The 18,745-nt window shown below is 70.6% G+C and carries 17 protein-coding genes; 8 read left to right on the top strand and 9 right to left on the bottom strand.

Going from position 1 to position 18,745, the window contains the following annotated elements; genetic code table 11:
* Positions 1-132 precede the first annotated feature (132 nt).
* Complete coding sequence (locus ACQ143_RS02825; RefSeq protein ID WP_449569197.1) at positions 133-1,299, top strand: glutamate--cysteine ligase; 1,167 nt, start codon at positions 133-135, stop codon at positions 1,297-1,299.
* Positions 1,300-1,346: 47 nt separating this feature from the next.
* Here the strand turns inward: ACQ143_RS02825 and ffh are convergent, their stop codons facing one another.
* Complete coding sequence (ffh, locus tag ACQ143_RS02830) at positions 1,347-2,891, bottom strand: signal recognition particle protein (RefSeq protein WP_449569198.1); 1,545 nt, start codon at positions 2,889-2,891, stop codon at positions 1,347-1,349.
* Positions 2,892-2,903: 12 nt separating this feature from the next.
* The gene (locus ACQ143_RS02835) at positions 2,904-3,509 is read right to left on the bottom strand and encodes a TetR/AcrR family transcriptional regulator (protein ID WP_449569199.1); all 606 of its coding nucleotides are present in this window, start codon (positions 3,507-3,509) and stop codon (positions 2,904-2,906) included.
* Between the two features lie 84 nt (positions 3,510-3,593).
* On the opposite strand from ACQ143_RS02835, the gene lipB reads away from it, so the two are divergent.
* The 4 genes from lipB to ACQ143_RS02855 all read left to right on the top strand — a co-directional run bounded on the left by lipB (position 3,594) and on the right by ACQ143_RS02855 (position 8,476).
* Complete coding sequence (lipB, locus tag ACQ143_RS02840; RefSeq protein WP_449569200.1) at positions 3,594-4,238, top strand: lipoyl(octanoyl) transferase LipB; 645 nt, start codon at positions 3,594-3,596, stop codon at positions 4,236-4,238.
* Positions 4,235-5,263, top strand: a complete 1,029-nt coding sequence (gene lipA, locus ACQ143_RS02845; protein WP_449569201.1) for a lipoyl synthase — start codon at positions 4,235-4,237, stop codon at positions 5,261-5,263. The genes lipB and lipA overlap by 4 nt, the downstream gene beginning before the upstream one ends.
* A 64-nt stretch (positions 5,264-5,327) precedes the next feature.
* A complete protein-coding gene (locus tag ACQ143_RS02850; protein WP_449569202.1) occupies positions 5,328-7,793 on the top strand; it encodes a hypothetical protein in 2,466 nt (821 codons plus the stop codon).
* Between the two features lie 8 nt (positions 7,794-7,801).
* Complete coding sequence (locus ACQ143_RS02855; protein ID WP_449569203.1) at positions 7,802-8,476, top strand: GNAT family N-acetyltransferase; 675 nt, start codon at positions 7,802-7,804, stop codon at positions 8,474-8,476.
* Here ACQ143_RS02855 and ACQ143_RS02860 read toward each other — a convergent pair.
* The 3 genes from ACQ143_RS02860 to smc are packed head-to-tail and all read right to left on the bottom strand — an operon-like array spanning position 8,460 to position 13,425.
* Entirely contained in the window at positions 8,460-8,960 is a 501-nt protein-coding gene (locus tag ACQ143_RS02860; protein WP_449569204.1) for a DUF2004 domain-containing protein, read from the bottom strand. The two genes, ACQ143_RS02855 and ACQ143_RS02860, sit on opposite strands and share 17 nt — an antisense overlap.
* A gap of 56 nt (positions 8,961-9,016) precedes the next feature.
* On the bottom strand, positions 9,017-9,889 hold the full coding sequence (gene ftsY / locus ACQ143_RS02865; RefSeq protein ID WP_449569205.1) for a signal recognition particle-docking protein FtsY: 873 nt from the start codon (positions 9,887-9,889) through the stop codon (positions 9,017-9,019).
* A gap of 23 nt (positions 9,890-9,912) precedes the next feature.
* Positions 9,913-13,425, bottom strand: coding sequence for a chromosome segregation protein SMC (gene smc / locus ACQ143_RS02870; RefSeq protein WP_449569206.1), 3,513 nt, complete (start codon positions 13,423-13,425; stop codon positions 9,913-9,915).
* 414 nt (positions 13,426-13,839) lie between these two features.
* Between smc and ACQ143_RS02875 the strand changes: the two genes are divergently transcribed.
* Genes ACQ143_RS02875 through ACQ143_RS02885 form a run of 3 tightly spaced genes read left to right on the top strand, consistent with a single transcriptional unit; the run spans position 13,840 to position 16,322 of the window.
* Entirely contained in the window at positions 13,840-14,088 is a 249-nt protein-coding gene (locus ACQ143_RS02875; protein WP_449569207.1) for a hypothetical protein, read from the top strand.
* 54 nt (positions 14,089-14,142) lie between these two features.
* Entirely contained in the window at positions 14,143-15,228 is a 1,086-nt protein-coding gene (locus ACQ143_RS02880) for a GNAT family N-acetyltransferase (RefSeq protein WP_449569208.1), read from the top strand.
* Positions 15,225-16,322 carry an N-acetyltransferase family protein gene (locus ACQ143_RS02885; protein ID WP_449569209.1) on the top strand — a complete coding sequence of 366 codons (1,098 nt, stop codon included), beginning with the start codon at positions 15,225-15,227 and terminating at the stop codon, positions 16,320-16,322. Before ACQ143_RS02880 ends, ACQ143_RS02885 begins: the two co-directional genes overlap by 4 nt.
* On the opposite strand, the gene mutM is transcribed toward ACQ143_RS02885, so the two are convergent.
* From mutM to ACQ143_RS02905, 4 genes are read right to left on the bottom strand one after another with little or no spacing between them, the layout of a single operon-like run.
* Positions 16,319-17,233 carry a bifunctional DNA-formamidopyrimidine glycosylase/DNA-(apurinic or apyrimidinic site) lyase gene (gene mutM, locus ACQ143_RS02890; RefSeq protein ID WP_449569210.1) on the bottom strand — a complete coding sequence of 305 codons (915 nt, stop codon included), beginning with the start codon at positions 17,231-17,233 and terminating at the stop codon, positions 16,319-16,321. The two genes, ACQ143_RS02885 and mutM, sit on opposite strands and share 4 nt — an antisense overlap.
* Positions 17,226-17,918: a ribonuclease III gene (rnc, locus tag ACQ143_RS02895; RefSeq protein ID WP_449569211.1), complete on the bottom strand. Its 693-nt coding sequence runs from the start codon at positions 17,916-17,918 to the stop codon at positions 17,226-17,228. The genes mutM and rnc overlap by 8 nt, the downstream gene beginning before the upstream one ends.
* A 17-nt stretch (positions 17,919-17,935) precedes the next feature.
* Entirely contained in the window at positions 17,936-18,145 is a 210-nt protein-coding gene (gene rpmF, locus ACQ143_RS02900; protein ID WP_045248451.1) for a 50S ribosomal protein L32, read from the bottom strand.
* Positions 18,146-18,147: 2 nt separating this feature from the next.
* Complete coding sequence (locus ACQ143_RS02905) at positions 18,148-18,642, bottom strand: YceD family protein (protein WP_449569571.1); 495 nt, start codon at positions 18,640-18,642, stop codon at positions 18,148-18,150.
* Positions 18,643-18,745: the final 103 nt, after the last annotated feature.

Below are 18,745 nucleotides of genomic sequence, written 5' to 3' on the forward strand. Positions count from 1 at the left end.
GGTGGTCCGGAGCACTGGATAGAGGGTCGAGTGCGCGCGGTCCAGCTGTCTATTTTGCCAGATGTCACGGGTTGCCGCGAACCGGCCATCCGTCCGTGTCGCGCCGTGCCGACGGCGTGCGAAACTGTGCGCATGACGGTGCCCTTCGCCATCTCCGCCCGCTCGTCGGTCGGCCTCGAGTGGGAGATCATGCTCGCCGACCGGGACACCGGTGACCTGGTGCCGCGCGCTCCGGACATCATCGCCGGGCTCGCCGAGCACGCCGCCCTGGAACGGCACACGATCACCGGCGAGCTGCTGACCAACACGGTCGAGGTCACCAGCGGCGTGGCCGACACGGTCGCCGCCGCCGCCGACGACATCGCCGACGCGATCGCCGATGTCCGCGCGGTCACCGATCCGCTGGGCGTGGAGCTGCTGAGCGCCGGCAGCCATCCCTTCGCGCAGTGGTACGACCAGGAGGTCACCGACAACACCCGCTACCACACGCTCATCGAGCGGACGCAGTGGTGGGGGCGCAACATGATGATCTGGGGCGTCCACATGCACGTGGGGGTCGAGGACGTGAACAAGGTGTTCCCGTTGATCGGCGCGCTGGCCGGCTACCTCCCGCACCTGCAGGCGCTCTCGGCGTCGAGCCCGTTCTGGGCCGGGGAGCGCACGGGCTACGCCTCGAACCGTTCGCTCGTGTTCCAGCAGCTGCCCACGGCGGGGCTGCCCTGGCCGCTGCGCGACTGGGCGGAGTTCGAGAGCTACCTCGACGACATGACCGCCACGGGCGTCATGGCCGACGCCACCGAAGTGCGTTGGGACATCCGCCCCGCCCCGCGCTGGGGCACCATCGAAGTGCGCGCCTGCGACGGCATGTCGACGCTGCCGGAGCTGGCCGCGGTCACCGCGCTGGTGCAGGTGCTGGTGGAGAGCTTCTCTCGCCGGCTGGACGCGGGCGAGCCTCTGGAGCATCTGCAGCCGTGGTTCGTGCGCGAGAACAAGTGGCGCGCCGCGCGGTACGGATTGGACGCCCGGGTGATCGTCGACCGCGCCGGGACGCAGCGGGACGTCACCGACCACCTGCGGGAGCTGATCGAGCAGCTGACCCCGGTGGCCGAGGAGCTGCACTGTGCGCGGGAGTTCGCGCATCTGGGCGTCATCCTCGACGGCGGGGCCAGCTACGCGCGTCAGCTCGCGGTGGCCGAAGCGGCCGACGGCGATCTGCGGGAGGTCGTCCAGCACCTCATCCGGGAGTTCCGCGCCGGTCCCACGCTGCGCGACCACCACCTGGCGACCGTGGCCCGCTGAGCCGGGGCCGCCGGGGCGTTGCCCCGGACAGAGGTGGATGCCGCGGGTCAGCCCTTGCCGAGGAGCTTCTGCAGCTCGGCGAGATCGGCCTGGCTGGGCTGCGGCGTGCCACCGATCCCGAATCCCGAACCGGTGGGCGCCGAGGTCGCCAGGCCGGCGTTCTCCGCGGCGCGCTTGGCGGGGTTCCCCGATCGCGACCCGCCCTTCTTCTTGGCCTGCTTGCCGCGCTTGCTCGACGCGCCCGGCTTGCCGCCGATGGGGCCCATGCCGGGGACGTTCGGCACGCCGCCGCGTGCGACCGTCTTCATCATCTTGGCCGCCTGGTCGAAGCGCTGCACGAGCTGGTTGACGTCGGTGACGGTCATGCCCGAACCCCGGGCGATGCGCAGCCGCCGGGAGCCGTTGAGCACCTTCGGGTTGCGTCGCTCCGCCGGCGTCATCGACCGGATGATCGCCTCGGTGCGGTCGATCTCGCGCTCATCGAAGTCCTCGAGCTGCTGCTTCATCTGCCCCATGCCCGGCAGCATGCCGAGCATCTTCTTCATGGAGCCCATCTTGCGCATCTGCTGCATCTGCTCGAGGAAGTCCTCGAGCGTGAACTGCTCGTTGGCGAGCTTCTCGGCGACCTTGAGGGCCTCTTCCTCGTCGAAGGCCTGCTGGGCCTGCTCGATGAGGGTCAGGATGTCGCCCAGGTCGAGGATGCGACTGGCCATGCGGTCGGGGTGGAAGGGCTCGAGGTCGTCCAGGCCCTCGCCGGTGGACGCGAAGATGATCGGGCGGCCGGTCACCGAGGCCACCGACAGGGCGGCACCACCGCGCGCGTCGCCGTCGAGCTTGGAGAGCACGACACCGGTGAAGTCGACGCCTTCCTGGAACGCCCTGGCGGTGTTCACGGCGTCCTGGCCGATCATCGCGTCGATGACGAACAGCACCTCGTCGGGATCGGTCGCCTTGCGGATGTCCGCGGCCTGCTTCATGAGCTCGGCGTCGACGCCCAGGCGGCCGGCGGTGTCGATGATGACCACGTCGTGCTGCTGGCGCCGCGCGGTCTCCACACCGTCGCGTGCCACCTTCACCGGGTCGCCGACGCCGTTGCCCGGCTCGGGGGCGTAGATGGTCGCACCCGCCTGCTCGGCGACGACCTGCAGCTGGTTGACGGCGTTGGGGCGCTGCAGGTCGGCGGCGACGAGCAGGGGCGTGTGCCCGTCCTTCTCCAGCTGCTTCGCGAGCTTCCCCGCGAACGTCGTCTTACCCGAGCCCTGGAGGCCGGCGAGCATGATGACGGTGGGCGGCGTCTTCGCGAACTGCAGCCGGCGCTGCTCACCGCCGAGGATCGCGACGAGCTCGTCGTTGACGATCTGCACGACCTGCTGGGCCGGGTTCAGCGCGCGGTTGACCTCATCGCCGAGAGCCCGCTCACGGACCTTGCCGGTGAAGTCCTTGACCACCGGCAGCGCCACGTCGGCGTCCAGGAGTGCGCGGCGGATCTCGCGGACGGTCCCGTCGACGTCTGCCGGGGTCAGCTGTCCCTTCTTGCGGAGGTTGCGGAAGGTGTCGGTCAGCCGATCAGAGAGTGTGCCGAAAGTCGCCATGATGCCCTGATTCTACGGGAGGCGGTCAGCGGTCGAGTTCGTGCCCGAGACCCGCGACAGTGCGCCCTCGAGCACCGCGCCGAGGTCGGTGTGCCCCGAGCCGAGGGCCGCCCAGCGCCAGATCGCGGCCATCACCGCTCCCGCGTAGGCCGCCGCGGTCACCTCCGCTCCCAGATCGTCGCCGACGGCCTCGCCCGCGCGCAGCCGCTCGGCGATCGCCGTCGCCAGTCGTGCCTGCCGCACCGCGCGTTCCCGGACGAGTTCGTCCTCGAGGCCCATCGCCTCGGCGTTCGCGATCGCCAGGGCCAGGCTGTCCGGCGGGTATCCGTGCCCGAAGGCGCGCAGGGCCTCGGCCACCGGCATCCCCGGGTCGCGGAGGCGCTCGAGGACGTCGGCGGCGTGCAGGTCGAACGCACCCCAGAGGATGTCGGCCTTCGACGCGAAGTAGTTGAAGAAGCTCGACCGGCTGACCCCCGCCCGCGTCGTGATGTCGGCGATGGCGGTCTGCGCGTAGCCGCGTTCGAGGAACAGCTCGCAGGCCGCCTCAGCGAGGGTGTCGGGCGATGACGCCCGCGGCCTGCCCCCACGCGGTTCGTCGTTCACGTCACGGTCGGTCATGGACCCAGCGTACGGTCGCACGGATTCGGACTCGCAGGGCGTATTGTTGGACGCGGTCCAACTACTCGCCACAAGCGAAGGAGCATGATGCTCGACATCCAGACGATCGGTCTCGCCCCGCAGTTCGTCCCCTACCCCGACGGGTGGGCGCTGCAGCGGCGCATCCACGACGAGGTGGTCGCCGGCACGCGGCCCGACACGCTGCTGCTGCTCGAACACGAGCCGGTGTTCACGGCCGGTGCCCGCACGGCGCGGCACGAGCGTCCGACCGACGGCACTCCGGTCGTCGACGTGGACCGGGGCGGCAAGATCACCTGGCACGGGCCCGGTCAGCTCGTCGGCTATCCGATCGTGCGACTGCCCGAGCCCATGGACGTGGTGGCCCACGTGCGCCGGCTGGAGGAGGTCCTGATCGACGTGCTGCGCGGCTACGACGTGGACGGGTACCGCGTCGAGGGTCGCAGCGGTGTGTGGGTGCGCCGCCCGCTGTCCGAGGACAAGATCGCCGCCATCGGCGTGCGCGTGCAACGCGGTGTGACCATGCACGGGTTCGCCCTCAACTGTGACAACTCCCTTGCGCCGTTCTCGCAGATCGTGCCGTGTGGCATCTCCGACGCGGGCGTGACGACGCTCAGCGAGGTGACCGGCCGCGACATCACCCCGGCCGACGTGGTCGAGGCCGTTTCCGCGGCGTTCACGGCCTCGTTCGCCACGGAGATCGCGGCATGAGCGGCTGCGGCACCCCGGCATCCGCCCCGCACACGGCCCCCGGCGGACGCAAGCTGCTGCGCCTGGAGGTCCGCAACGCGGCCACGCCGATCGAGCGCAAGCCGGAGTGGATCAAGACCAAGGCCCGCATGGGTCCGGAGTACCAGGCGCTGCAGTCGCTCGTGAAGGACGAGGGCCTGCACACGGTGTGCCAGGAGGCCGGGTGCCCCAACATCTACGAGTGCTGGGAGGACCGGGAGGCGACCTTCCTCATCGGCGGCTCCCAGTGCACCCGGCGGTGCGACTTCTGCCAGATCGACACCGGCAAGCCGGACGCGTACGACACCGACGAGCCGCGCCGCGTCGCCGAGAGCGTGCGCCGCATGCAGCTGCGCTACGCGACCATCACCTCGGTCGCCCGCGACGACCTGCCCGACACCGGGGCGTGGCTGAACGCCGAAACGGTGCGCCGCATCCACGCGGAGAACCCGGGCACAGGCGTCGAGCTGCTGGCCAACGAGCACAACGCCGACCCGGCGCTGCTCGGCCAGATCTTCGACGCGCGTCCCGAGGTGTTCGCCCACAATGTGGAGACGGTGCCGCGCATCTTCAAGCGCATCCGGCCCGCGTTCCGGTACGAACGGTCCCTCGACGTGCTGACGCAGGCGCGGGATGCCGGGCTGATCACCAAGTCGAACCTGATCCTGGGCATGGGCGAGGAGCCGGAGGAGGTCGTCCAGGCGCTGCAGGACCTGCACGACGCGGGCACCGACATCGTCACCATCACGCAGTACCTGCGGCCCTCGCCGCGCCACCTGCCGGTGGCCCGGTGGGTCAAGCCCGACGAGTTCACCGCGTTCAAGGAGGAGGCCGAGCGGATCGGCTTCCTGGGCGTACTGGCCGGGCCGCTGGTGCGGTCGTCGTACCGGGCCGGGCGCCTGTGGGCGCAGTCGATGCTCTCGAAGGGGCGGCAGATCCCCGCCGGCCTGGAGCATCTGGCCGCCGACATCGCAAGCGGTGACCGGAGCTTCGCGCAGGCGGTGTAGTAGGGGTTCGCCGTGGCGGCACCGGTCGGGCAGAATCGCAGCAACACGATGCCCGAGGAGAACCGTGGCCACCAGCGACCCCGCGATAGACCCCGCTGTGCTCGCGGCGCATATGCGCCAGCAGCTCGAAGCCCATCCGCCCGTGTTCGCGAGGGTCGATACCCCCGCGGACGAAGCGCGCACGTGGCTGACGCGCCAGTGGGCCGCTCAGGCCGAGCGGGACGACGCGCCGGCCCTGCACCCGGAGGTGCTGGCAGACCTCGGCGAGCTTCTCACCGCCTCCTGGTGGGAGCAGGTGTTCGAACAGGACGACACCGACACGGCGGCCAGCGACAGGCTCCGCCGCGCCCTGCCACCGGCGGTCCGCGCCGCAGCGGCATTGCCCTCCGGTGGCACCGTTCTGGCCCTGTACCTGCGACATCTGGTCAACGAGGCATGGGAGTTGTCGTGGGACCACACCCTGCTCACCCTCGCCGTCGACACGGCGTGCACCGCCGCTGCTGAGGTCACCACCGACGGAACGGCGCGGGCCGCCTGGGAGCTGCTGGACTTCCTCCGCAGCGAGTTCCGCACGGAGACCGCACTGTTGACAGGGCGCGTCGACGCGGCGGCCGCAGCGGCGGCAGCCACCGCCGATCACGCCGCTCGCATCGTCGCGGATCTTTCAAGACTCCCCAGCGGTGCGGCCCGTGACGCTGTCCGCGAAGAAGCGGTGCGCGAAGCGCTCTACTACCGAACCGTGGCGGGGTGCGCGCGCACCATACGCGCCCTCGTCGCCGGTGAGAAGCGCACGATCAACCTCGACGCCTCGCGTCGCCGAGTGGACGCTGCAGGCTTCGGACCCCGGGATCTCAGCGAGCTTCGGGCGCACTTCGCCGCGGTCGCAGCGGTTTATGATGCGCGGGATCGGGACCGACTGCGAATCGATCGTGGCCGCGTGCGCATGGTCTACCCCTTTGGTATCCGCACTGGCCCCGACCATGACGAAATCTCGATCGTGGCCGCGCTGCGAGACGCCGTCGCCGAGCGGCGCAGCGCAGGTGGAGAGTTGGGTGGGCTCGCCGTGAAGGACATCCGCGGGCGTCTGGACCTGGCTGATGTCTGGCAGGGGACGGACACGTTCGGCCGGGGCTATCGGGGCGCAACCTTCGAACTGGCCCCGCTGACCTTCGCCGGCGCATCACCGGATACACCGGCGGAGGTCATCGTGCCTACCGTTCAGTTGTCGGAACTGGGCAACCACGCGCTCGTGTTCGACATCGACCTGTCCGCTGCAGAAGCGCACCGTGTTGCCGAGACCATCAGTCTCGCCTCGCCGGTGTACGGTGACCTGCACGAGATCCCCGATCTCGTCCAGCTGCGCACTGCGTCCGGCGAACTGTTGGCAGGGCTTCCGGCCGTGGTGAGCGCGATGTGGGACTCTCTGCGCGCACTGCTGGAGCACATCCGCATCGGGGATGCCGGCGAGGCACAGCTGGCAGCGCGCGCCGGTTCATTCGGCGTCATCGTCACTGTCCTCGCCGCCAGCCGCATCACCGGCTCAGGCTCGGTCGTGCCCTTGACCACTGCCGCAGAGTTGACTGACCTGTGGGGCGTGCAGTCGCTTATCCACCCACTGCCCAGCGGCGCGGCAGGCATCGTGGACTGGGCGATGTACGACCTCGACCGGGTGTCGACGTGGCCGTTGTTGCACCTCAACCGTGAACTGTTGGCGGCCAACAGCAATGTCACCCTGTTGGCGAGCTTCAGCTCGCCCGCGTACGCCGTGCATGAGATCGGAAGTTTCGCCACCTTCGCGCATTCTCTCCACGGCCTGTACCAGGGGTGGCAGGACACCGTTCGTGAACATGCCGAGATGATCGCGGGCCTGTTGCGCAGCGCTGAACGCCTCCTCGCCCGCTCGGACACGCTCGACCGCACGGGTGCGCACAGTATCTCCGCGCGACGGGGCATCGTCATCGAAGAGTTGGAGCGGCTTGTGCGGCGCGTCGAGCGCGCCGAACTGTCGCTCCAGACATTCGTGCAGTCGAACGAGGCAATCATGCTGTTCATCGAGTCCCCTGGCCTCGTCGCCTCGCCGCCCTTGCGCGTCGACCTCGACACCGTTCTGTCATCCAATGGGTATGAGCGGCTGCGCACCGGCTACACACAGGCCGTCCGCGACGTCGTGGGCACACCCCTCCGCCCGTTACTTGACGTGGTCCACGGGCGCATGCAGCAGACATACGCTGCGCACAGCGCGGCGCTGGACGCGGAGCGGGAACGCCGCGCTCACCGGGCCGCCGCTGCGCAGGAGGAACGCGATCGGAGGCTCGCCCGAGTGATCGAGATCCTCAGCGTCGTCTTCGCGGTCATCGGGCTGTCGGGGCTGGTGTCGATCCTGCAGGACGGACACCCGGACTGGGACGGAACGGTCTCGTGGGTGCTTGTCACCGCGGTGCTCGTAGCCGCCGGCGCGTGCGGCGGGCTGTTGCTGGTGACGACCCGCACGCGCCGACGTGATCGGACGACAGAGCGAGAGACGTCATGATCAGCGTGGTGACCGAAGGGGCTGCGATCGATGGGATCTGGGACGAGATCCTGCGCCCTAACTTCCCCGACGCGGAGTTGGTCGAACGTGCCGCGTTCCGGCAGGGGGTCGCCGACGGGATGTTCGAGGTGCTCGCCTGGCTCGACGGCACCGAACCGGTCGGCGCCATCGTGGGCGAGCAGCACGGCGGCACCGTGTTGGTGTCCTGGCTCGCGGTCGGCGCGCGGGGGCGGGGTGGCGGGGTCGGCGGTGCTTTGCTCCGCGCGGGCGTCGGGCGCTGGCTCGCCCGTCCCGGCGTTACGCTCGTGCTCGCCGAAGTCGAGCGCCCCGACATGTTCGCGGCCCACCCGGTGTACGGCGACCCACGGCGCCGGTTGGCGTTCTATGCACGCACCGCACCGGGCGTCGTTGACCTGCCCTATTACCAGCCGGCGTTGGCACCAGGTCTTCCGCGCGTCCACGGGCTCCTGCTCACCGTGGTCGGTACCACGGAGTCCGCCCCCGCGCCCCGAGCGCTGAGCACCGATGAGTCCGCGGCGGTGCGGAGCTATCTCCAAGCGGTGCTCCACGACGATCCCGCCGGAGCAGCGGTGCTCACCGCCGCCGCGCGGCCGCTGCGACTCCTCCCGTTGGACGATTACACGCGCGTGCAGCGCTCGGACCGGCTCAGTCCGCGCTTGTGACGGACTGCACCGAACCGTCGGAGCTGAGGTTCACCAGCAGCACTTCGTCGGTCGCGTCGCGGTCGAGCGCGTACTCCAGCACGGCGAACGGGTCGGAGCCGCCGTGCTCGTCCGCCAGGATCGTCATGCTCACCAGTTCGAGCGAGCGGATGACGTCGATGTGCACATCCCCCGAGACGTCGACGAGGTAGTCCGCCAGCTCCGAGCCGAGCTGCTCCTGCTGCTGCAGGATGTACTCGGTCACCTCGCTCGTGCGGTCGTCGAGCTCGGACACCATGGCGTTGCGCGCCCGCAGGTCGATCGACTCGAGCGAGGACACCATGGCGGCGGCGACGTCCAGCGCGTCGGAGGACACATCATCCTGGTCGGGCGCGGTCAGGTCGACCGTCACCCGCTGGTCGCCGAAGTCCACGACCTCCGACCAGAAGATCGATCCGTCCGGACCGGACTCCAGCAACCCGAAGTAGTCGTGCTCGATGGCCATATGCCCATGAAACCAGCCTCGCCGCCGGTTCGCGACCCCGGCGCGGTGGTTCACACTCAATCCACGAGTGCCGCGGCGAAGACGTGTGGGGTGAAGCCGGTCAGATCCCCGATCCCCTCGCCCTGTCCGAGCAGCTTGACGGGGATGCCGGTGCGCTCCTGCACCGCCAGGACGAACCCGCCGCGTGCAGAGCCGTCGAGCTTGGTGAGCACGAGCCCGGTCACGCCGGCGTGCTGCAGGAACGCCTCGGCCTGCATCACCCCGTTCTGCCCGGTGGTCGCGTCGAGCACGAGCAGCACCTCGCTGATGGGCGCCTGTTTTTCGATGACCCGGCGGATCTTGGTCAGTTCGTCCATCAGGCCCCCCTTGGTGTGGAGCCGGCCGGCGGTGTCGACCAGGACGATCTCGGTGCCGGTGCGCTTGGCGTAGTCGATGGTCTGGAAGGCGACGGATGCCGGGTCCTGACCTTCCTGCTGCGGGCGTACGATCGCCGCCCCGCCGCGTTCGGCCCACGTGGCCAGCTGGTCGACGGCGGCGGCGCGGAAGGTGTCGGCGGCGCCGACGACCACCGACCGGCCGAACCGCTGCAGATAGTGGGCGAACTTGCCGATCGTGGTGGTCTTGCCCACGCCGTTGACACCGACCACGAGCACCACCGCGGGACGCTCGGTGAGCTTGAGCGTCGTGTCGAACTTCGCGAAGTGCTCCTCCAGGGTCTCCTTCAGCATGCGCTGCAGGTCGCGGGGGTCGGTCGTGCGGAACCGGTCGACCTTCTCGCGCAGTTCGTCGACGATCCGCTCGGTCACGTCGGGACCGAAATCGGCGGTCAGCAGAGCCGTCTCCAGGTCGTCCCACGTGTTCTCGTCGATCGTGGGTTTGGTGAACATGCCGCGCAGGGCGCGGCCGAGCGACCAGGACTTCTCCGCCATGCGGACCAGCCTATCCGGGCCGGTCAGGCGATCTCGCGTTCGCGCACCCGCTGCCCGACGACGGCCGAGACGCCGTCCTGCCGCATCGAGACGCCGTAGAGGGCGTCGGCGATCTCCATCGTCCGCTTCTGGTGGGTGATGACGATCAGCTGGCTGGACTCGCGGAGCTGCTCGAACACGCCCAGCAACCGCCCGAGGTTGGCGTCGTCCAGGGCCGCTTCGACCTCGTCGAGGATGTAGAAGGGGCTGGGCCGGGCCTTGAAGATCGCGGTGAGCAGCGCCACCGCCGCCAGCGACCGCTCGCCGCCGGACAGCAGCGAGAGCCGCTCGATCTTCTTGCCGACCGGACGCACCGCCACCTCGATGCCCGTCGTGAGCGGGTTGTCCGGATCCGTCAGCGAGATGCTGCCGGCCCCGCCGGGGAACAGGATCGGGAACACCTCGCCGAACGCGGTGCGGGTGTCTTCGAACGCCGCCAGGAAGATGGTCTGCATCCGCTCATCGAGCTCTTCGATGATCGTCAGCAGGTCCTTCCGGGTCTCGGTGAGGTCGTTGAGCTGTTCGGTCAGGAACGCGTGCCGCTGCTCGAGCGCGGCGAACTCCTCCAGCGCGAGCGGGTTGACCCGGCCGAGCTGGGCGAGCTTGCGTTCGGCGTCCTGCAGACGGCGACGCTGGGCGACCGCGTCGAAGGCGACGCCCTCGCCCTCGCCGTCATCGGCGGGAACCGGCTGGTCCGGACCATATTCCGCAACGAGAATACGCTCGTCGAGGCTCAGTTCGGATGCCACCCGCTCCAGCAGGCTGGTGACGTGCAGCCGCTTCTCGTGCATCTGCAGTTCAAGCCCGTGGACACTCTCGGTCAGGGCGCTGAGCCGCTCCCGCACGGTCGCCTCCTGCGCACGCAGCTGTGCGAGTTCGGCGGTCACCTCGGTGCGCGTCTGCTCGGCCAGCGACAGCTCCACCCGCGCCTGGGTGACCGAGCGGTCCACCGAGTCGAGCACCGGCGGCAGCTGGTCGGCGACCTCCGCGGCCAGGGCACGCTGGGCGCGCCGGATGACCGCGCGCCGCGCGGCTTCCTCGGCCGCCGCACGCTCGCGCTCGCGCTGCCGTTCCAGCTGCGTGACGCGAATCTCGCCGGCCCGCACCCGCTCGCGCAGCGTCTCGACGTCGAGGCGTGAGCGCATCTCCGCGTCACGCGCCTGCTCGAGTGCTTCCAGCAGACCGTCGCGGGCGGACGCGTCGAGGATGGGACGCGGGGCGGCCAGCGCCCGCTCGAGCTGGTCGTTCGCGGCCTGGGCGGCGGACTCGGCGTCGGCGACCGCCGCCTGCGCCTGCGCTAGGCCCGCCTGCAGGCGGTCGCACTCGGCGACGGCGGCTTCATGGCGCACCGTCGCGCGGTTGACCTGTTCGGCGTGGGCGGCCAGCGCGGCGTCATGCTCGCGGAGGGCCTGCAGCGTCTGCTTCGTGCGGGTGCGGGCATGGTCCCACTGCTGCTGCGCGGCGGTGAGCGCTTCGCGCAGCGAGTCGGCGACGACCGCGATCTCACTGAGCCGGTCCCGGGCCGCATCACGCTCCGCGGCCAGTTCGAGCCGCGAGCGTCCACCCCCGGACCCGGCCCGGATGGTGTGCTCGGTGACGACTTCCCCGGTGCGGGTGACGACGACGACCGGTCCCCCGAGCTCGCGCGCGGCCAGTTCGCGTCCGGCACGGTGTGCGTCGGCGATGTCGTCGACGATCACCACGTAGGAGAGCGCGCCGGTCACGCCTTCCGGTGCGGTGACCACCTCGCGGGCCGGGGTGACCCCGGCGATGCCGTCCAGCCGCGGCGTCCGCGCCGGGCCGTCGGCCACGGCGATGTCCACGGCGCCCAGGTCGGCGTCCCGCGCGGTCGCGGCCAGTTCGAGCGCGGCGGCGACATCGTCGACGAGCACGCCTTCGGCCAGGGAGCCCAGGGCCGCCGCGATCGCCGCCTCGAAGCCGGGCTTGACCTTCACCGCATCGGCGACCACGCCGCGGACACCGCGCCCACCGCGTTCGATGAGCGCCGCCGCGGCGTTGCGCACGTCCAGCGCGCGGCTCAGGGCCGCCGCCTGCGCGGTCAGGGATTCGACCTCGCGTTCGGCGGCATGCAGCCGCTCCCGCAGCGCTCCCACCTCGGCTTCGGCCTGCGTCGCGTCGTGCTGGGCACGCTCGTAGGCGGCGGTGTGCTCGGCAGACGAATTCTCCGGGACCAGGTCGGGGTCGACACCGGCGAGGGCTTCCTCCGCCTCCGCGCGGCGCTGCAGTGCGGCATCCAGGGCCCGCTGCTGACGATCGACGGCGGCGCGGACCGCCTCCAGCCGGGAACCGGCGGCGTCGGCGGCACCCCGCAGGGTGGTCAGGCGCATGTCGTGCTCGGAGACGAGCGCGCTCTGGGCGGCGATGTCCGCGTCGAGCGCGTCGAGCTCGGCGCGGGCGCGGATGACGTCGCGCGCGGCGGCGGCGGCCGCGTCCTGCGCCGCGCCCAGTCCCCCGGCGATGTCGTCGACCTCGGCGCGGGCTTCGTCGATGGCGGCCTGGGAGACGGTGGCGACCTCCACGTCGAGGCGGCCGTCGTCGTCGAGCAGCGCCTGCCGCTGACCGGCGAGGGAGTACAGTCCGCGCAGGCGCTCCTGCACCTGCTCGAGGGCGAACGCCGCGGCGCGGGCCGCGTCGACGGCTTCGGACTGCTGCTGCGATTCGAGCGCCGCCACGCGCACCTTGAGCTGATCGGCCTCATCCTGGAGGACCAGCCGCTCGGCGTGACGTTCCTGCTCGCTGCGCGCGTGGTCAGCCAGCTGCGTGCGCAGCGCCACGAGCTCGTCCGCGTACAGCCGCGCCTTCGCGTCGCGCACGACGGCCGCGATGGTGGCCGCTTCCCGGGCGATCTCGGCCTGCTTGCCGAGGGGCTTCAGCTGGCGGCGCAGTTCGCCGGCGAGGTCGCTCAATCGGGTGAGATTGGCCTCCATCGCGTCGAGCTTGCGGAGGGTCTTCTCCTTGCGGCGCCGGTGCTTGAGGATCCCGGCCGCCTCCTCGATGAACCCGCGTCGGTCCTCGGGGCTGGCCTGCAGGACCGTGTCGAGACGGCCCTGCCCCACGATGACGTGCATCTCCCGCCCCAGGCCGGAGTCGCTCAGCAGCTCCTGCACGTCCAGCAGCCGACAGGTCTCGCCGTTGATGGCGTACTCGCTGGCGCCGTTGCGGAACAGGGTGCGGCTGATCGTCACCTCGGTGTACTCGATCGGCAGGGCGCCGTCGCTGTTGTCGATCGTCAGCTGCACCTCGGCGCGGCCGAGCGGACCGCGCGTCGCGGTGCCGGCGAAGATGACGTCCTCCATCTTGCCGCCGCGGAGGGTCTTGACCCCCTGTTCGCCCATCACCCATGCCAGCGCGTCGACGACGTTCGACTTGCCGGAGCCGTTGGGACCGACGATGCAGGTCACGCCCGGCTCCAGCACGAACGTGGTCGGCTGCGCGAAGGACTTGAAGCCCTTGAGCGTCAGGCTCTTCAAATGCATCCGGCCGGCCTCCGCGAAGTGATGATGCAACAACGCTAGCGGACAGGTCTTGACGCGCAGCGCCTTGCGGGTCTAGTGTCGGCTATCGCGTCAGAAGTCGAGAAAGGAGGTCCCCGACATGATTACGAACATGACTGCCGAAGCGGCGTTCGCCGCACGCACGGGGATCGTCTCCTTCGGCGCCACGCACGGCACCTGCTGAGTCCCGCGGGCTAGAAGTGTGCCCGTCCGGCCCGGTCCGGACCGCACGCCGCCCCCGGTGACCGGCCGAGGTGATCCTCCGGCCCCGCCCGTCCTCCCTGCCGCGCCGGCCTGTGCGCCGTCGCTCCCCGCCCGTCTCGGCCTCCGTCCCGAGCGTGGCCCGCCGCACATCCGCGGCTCTTCGCTGTCAGCGCTCTCACGAAAGAGAACACCATGAACACCCTGCTCGCTCCCGAGCGCTCGTCGTCCGTCCTGCATCCGTCGATGCTGGCCGGTCGCACTCCGCGCCCGTCGGCGGCCGACCGGTTCGCGATGCGCGTGGCCCTGTGGCTGCTCATGCGCAGCACGCATCCGGTCGCCGACGACCGCGAGCTGCGCCGGTCACGGCACGAGCTCGCCCGGCTCCGCACCCAGCGCGAACTCGCCTGGGAACGGCGCCACCACCTTCAGCCCACATTCTGACGCGCGGTGCCCCGGCCGAATGCCGGGGCCCCACCCACACGAACGGACCACACCATGTCACTGACCGCCACGGGGATCGAGTTCCGACCCCTCACCGTCCCCGCATCCGTCGACAGTCCCGACGCCGCGGACTTCATCGAGATGATGCGCGTGCGCAACACCGTCTACGCGGAGATCGCCGGAAACGACGACGACGCCATGACCCCGGCCGCCCTGCTGCCGCACTACCAGCCCGACCCGGACGAGACCCGCTTGATGTGGCTCGCCGTCCACGACGGCGAGGTGGTCGGGCGCGTCGGAGTCGACATCCCGCACGAGAAGGGTTCGAAGAACGCGTTCTGGCTGATCGAGCTGCTGCGCGCCCACCAGGGCCAGGGCATCGGCTCGCAGGCCTATGCGCTCATCGAGCGCACGGCCCGCGGGCACGGGCGCACCGTGCTGCAGTCGTGGGCCGAGCACCCCGACGTCCCGGGTCCCCGTCTGGCCGCGCCGACCGGTTACGGACAGATCCCCCATGACCGCGCGGCACGCTTCTACCAGCGCCACGGGTACGCCCTCGAACAGATCGAGCGCAAGAGCGCGCTCGACCTGACCTCGACGGCAGCACACATCGCGCAGCTCACCGCGGCGGCCGCGGACACGGCGACCGGGTATCGGATCCTGCAGTGGGAGCTGCCGACGCCCCCGGAGTACCGCGACGGGTACGCCTGGGTGAAGTCGCGCATGTCCACCGACGCGCCGGCGGCCGGCCTCGAGTTCGACGAGGAGACATGGGACGCGGCGCGCATCGAACGCCACGACCAGCGCTACGTCGAGGGCGGCCACACCGTGCTCGTCACCGCCGCGCAGCACGTCGACAGCGGCAGGCTGGTCGCCTTCAACGAGCTGGTGATCGGCGCCGACCGCACCGAGGCGACGCATCAGGAGGACACCCTCGTGCTGAAGGAGCACCGCGGACACCGCATCGGCATGCTCGTGAAGTGCGCGGGCCTGCAGACCTGGCACACCCGGATCGCGCCGTCCTCCCCCCGGGTCATCACCTACAACGCAGAGGAGAACCGCCCGATGCTCGACATCAACGAAGCCATCGGCTTCACCCCGGTCTCGTACAGCGCCGGCTGGAAGAAGGTGCTCACATGACCACTGTCGCCCCGGAGCTGACCATCACCCGCGTGCCGGTCCCGCCGCACCTGGATGCGCCGGAGGCGCGGGAGCTGCTCGCGATGATGGAGGTGTTCAACACCGCGGTCGAGCACGACCTCGGCATGGACCACCTGCGCTGGGAGGCCGCCGAGGAGCTGCCGCTCTGGCAGGACCAGACCTATCGCCACCTGCGCGGTTTCGTCGCCCACCGCCGCGGCCGGGCCGTCGGTGCGCTCCAGGTGACCGCACCGACCGAGCCCGGCGCGCGGGAGCTGGAGTTCGATCTACTCGTGCTGCCGGAAGAACGCGGCGCCGGGATCGAGGATGCGCTCCTGGAGGTGCTGCTCGGGCAGGCGCGGGAGCTCGGCCGTGACCGGGTGCAGACCTACACGCTGCACCGGGCCGACGCGCCGGGGGCGCCGATCGCCTCCCCCACCGGGTTCGGCGCCATCAGCGCGGACGTGCACACCGACCTGTTCGCCCGTCACGGGTTCCGCCTGCTGCAGGTCGAACGCAACAGCACCTTCGATCTGACCGGCGACCTCTCACCGGTGCGGGTCATGCTCGCCGATGCCGAGGCCGCCGCGGGCGCGGACTATCGGCTGGTCTGCTGGACGGCGCCCACGCCGCAGCACCACCAGGCGGGCTTCGCGTACGTGCTCTCCCGGATGGCCACCGATGTGCCCACCGGCGGGATGACGTTCACCGAGGAGCATTGGGATGCCGCGCGGGTCGCGCGTCGCGACGCACGCATGCAGGCCAGCGGACTGACGGTGTCGGTCGCGGCGGTCGAGCATGTGCCCTCCGGCACCCTGGTGGCGTACAACGAGCTGTCGATCGGCGCGGACCGGTCCCGCCCCACGCACCAGTACGGCACACTCGTGCTGAAGGAGCACCGCGGGCACCGCCTCGGCACGATCGTGAAGTGCGCGAACATCCTGCGCTGGCGCGAGCTGGTCCCGACCTCGCCGATGATCACCACGTTCAACGCCGAGGAGAACCGGCCCATGCTCGACGTCAACGAGGCGGTCGGCTTCCGCCCGCTGACCTACGCGGGAGCGTGGCAGCTCGATCTGAGTGCGGCCGGTTAGCGGGCACGCACCCGGCGCTGGCAGCGCGGACAGAAGTGCGACGAGCGGTTCATGAACGCGGCGCGCCGGATCGCTCCGCCGCACCGCGGGCAGGGCTGACCGCCGCGGCCGTACGCGTTCAGGGAGTGCGCGAAGTAGCCGGACTCGCCGTTGACGTTGACGTAGGTGGCGTCGAAACTCGTGCCGCCTTCGGCCAGGGCCTTCTCGAGCACGGCCCGCACCTCGCCCAGCAGCCGCCCGGTCGCCCGGGAGGTGAGCAGGCGTGCCGGCGATTCGGGATGGATGCGCGCGGCCCACAGTGCCTCGTCGGCGTAGATGTTGCCGATGCCGCTGACCACCGTCTGATCCAGCAGCACCCGTTTGACGGCCGAGTCCCGACGTGCCAGCATCCGGGCGAACGCGGCGTCATCGAACGCGGGGTCCAGCGGGTCGCGGGCGATGTGGGCGACCTGTCGGGGCGTGGATGCCACGGTGGACCCGCGCCCGCCGGCCGCGCCGTCGGGTGTGGGCTCGAGGTCGTCGATCGCGAGGGAGCCGAAGGTGCGCTGGTCGGCGAACACGACCGCGACGTCCCCGTGCCGGGGATGGACGATGTCGAGACGCACGCGCTCATGACGCTGCGGCGGCGCGCCCGACGGGCGCAGGAGGAGCTGGCCGCTCATCCCCAGATGCGCGAGCAGAGCCCGCGTGCTCGCACCGTCGGCATCCCTCAGCGGCAGCCACAGGAACTTGCCGCGCCGCACCGCGGCGTCCAGCGTGCGTCCGGTCAGCTCGGCCTCGAAACCGGCGGCGTCACCGAGATGGCGGGTGAGGGCCCGGTCGTCGAGCACGGTGACGGCCTCGACCCGGGCGCCGGTGACGGCGGGTTCGAGGCCGTGGCGCACGACCTCGACCTCGGGCAGCTCAGGCACGCTGCGACAGCTCGCGCCACACGGCTAGGGCGCCGGCCATCTCGGCCTGCTTCTTGCTCGAGCCCTGCCCGGCGCGGGCCACCTCACCGACGGTGACCGTCGCGGTGAAGACCCGGTGGTGGTCGGGGCCGTCGGCTTCGACCACATAGGTGGGCGGTCCGAACCCGCTGCGGGCGGCCAGTTCCTGCAGGCTCGTCTTCGGATCCATCGCCGCGCCGTAGCGCTCCGGGTCGGCCATGAGCGGCTCGATCAACCGCAGCACCAGCCCGGTCGCAGCCTCGGGGCCGGCGGACAGGAAGGTCGCGCCGATGACGGCCTCCATCGTGTCGGCGAGGATCGAGTCCTTGTCGCGCCCACCGGTCTGGTCCTCGCCCCGCCCCAGACGCAGGTGCGCGCCCAGGCCGATGCTCCGGGCGACTTCGGCCAGGGCCACCGTCGAGACCACGCTGGCCCGCCGCTTGGCGAGGTCACCCTCCTCCAGCTCGGGGTGGTGGGTGAACAGGTGCACCGTCACCGCCTGCCCGAGGATCGAGTCGCCGAGGAACTCGAGGCGCTCGTTGTGGGCGATGCCACCGTTCTCGTAGGCGAACGACCGGTGGGTCAGGGCCAAGGACAGAAGCTCGGGGTCGATATCGACCCCGAGCTTGTCGAGGAGCACGTCGTGCTCAGTGTGGAGATCGGTCACGGCAGCGGCCGCGACTCTCAGATGTCGGCGACCTTGCGGCCCTTGTACTCGAGGAACAGCTCGGTGCCCTGCGAGTCGGTGACGACCTTCGCCTGGTGGGGACGGCTGTAGACGACCTTGCCGTTCTCGATGGTCTTGACCAGGGCGGGCGCCTCGGCCTTCCACTGCGCGCGACGCGAGCGGGTGTTCGAACGGGAGACCTTCCGCTTCGGGGGGTTACCTGCCATGGCTAGCTCTTCTCTGTGTTGTCGGCGACACCATGCGAGGCATCGGCGTCGTGGTCTGGGGTGTAGGCCTTCAGCGCGGCCCAGCGCTCGTCGATCGGGTGCTCCAGCACGGTACCCGGGGCCAGCTTCTCACCCGAAACCGGGTCAAGGCCGGGGCAATCCGGCTGACAGACCGGCTGGAACGGAAGCGACAGGACGATCGCATCCCTGACCGGAGTTTCAAGATCCACGTGGTCGTCTTGAACCTCGAAGTCGATCGCTTCGTCACCAGAATACCCGAACAGTTCCTGAAACTCGACTTCGACAGGTTGGGTGATGTCGGTGAGGCAGCGCCCGCAGACGCCGGTCGCGGTGGTCTCGATCTCCGCCGAGACGAGGATCCCCTCGTGCACGGACTCCAGGCGCACGGACAGGTCGACGGGTTCGTCACCGGCGACGGACAGCAGTCCCTCGCCCCATTTCTCGGGCGCCGGAACCGTCAGCGAGTGCTCGCGCATCTGCCCGGGCTGGCGGGCGATGTCACGGATGGGGAGGACGAAGGGACCGTCGGAGCGCTTTCTGGTCACGGTGGTCCATCGTAGTCGCCCCGCACCGGGCCCG

This window comes from Microbacterium pollutisoli (genome assembly GCF_053586795.1).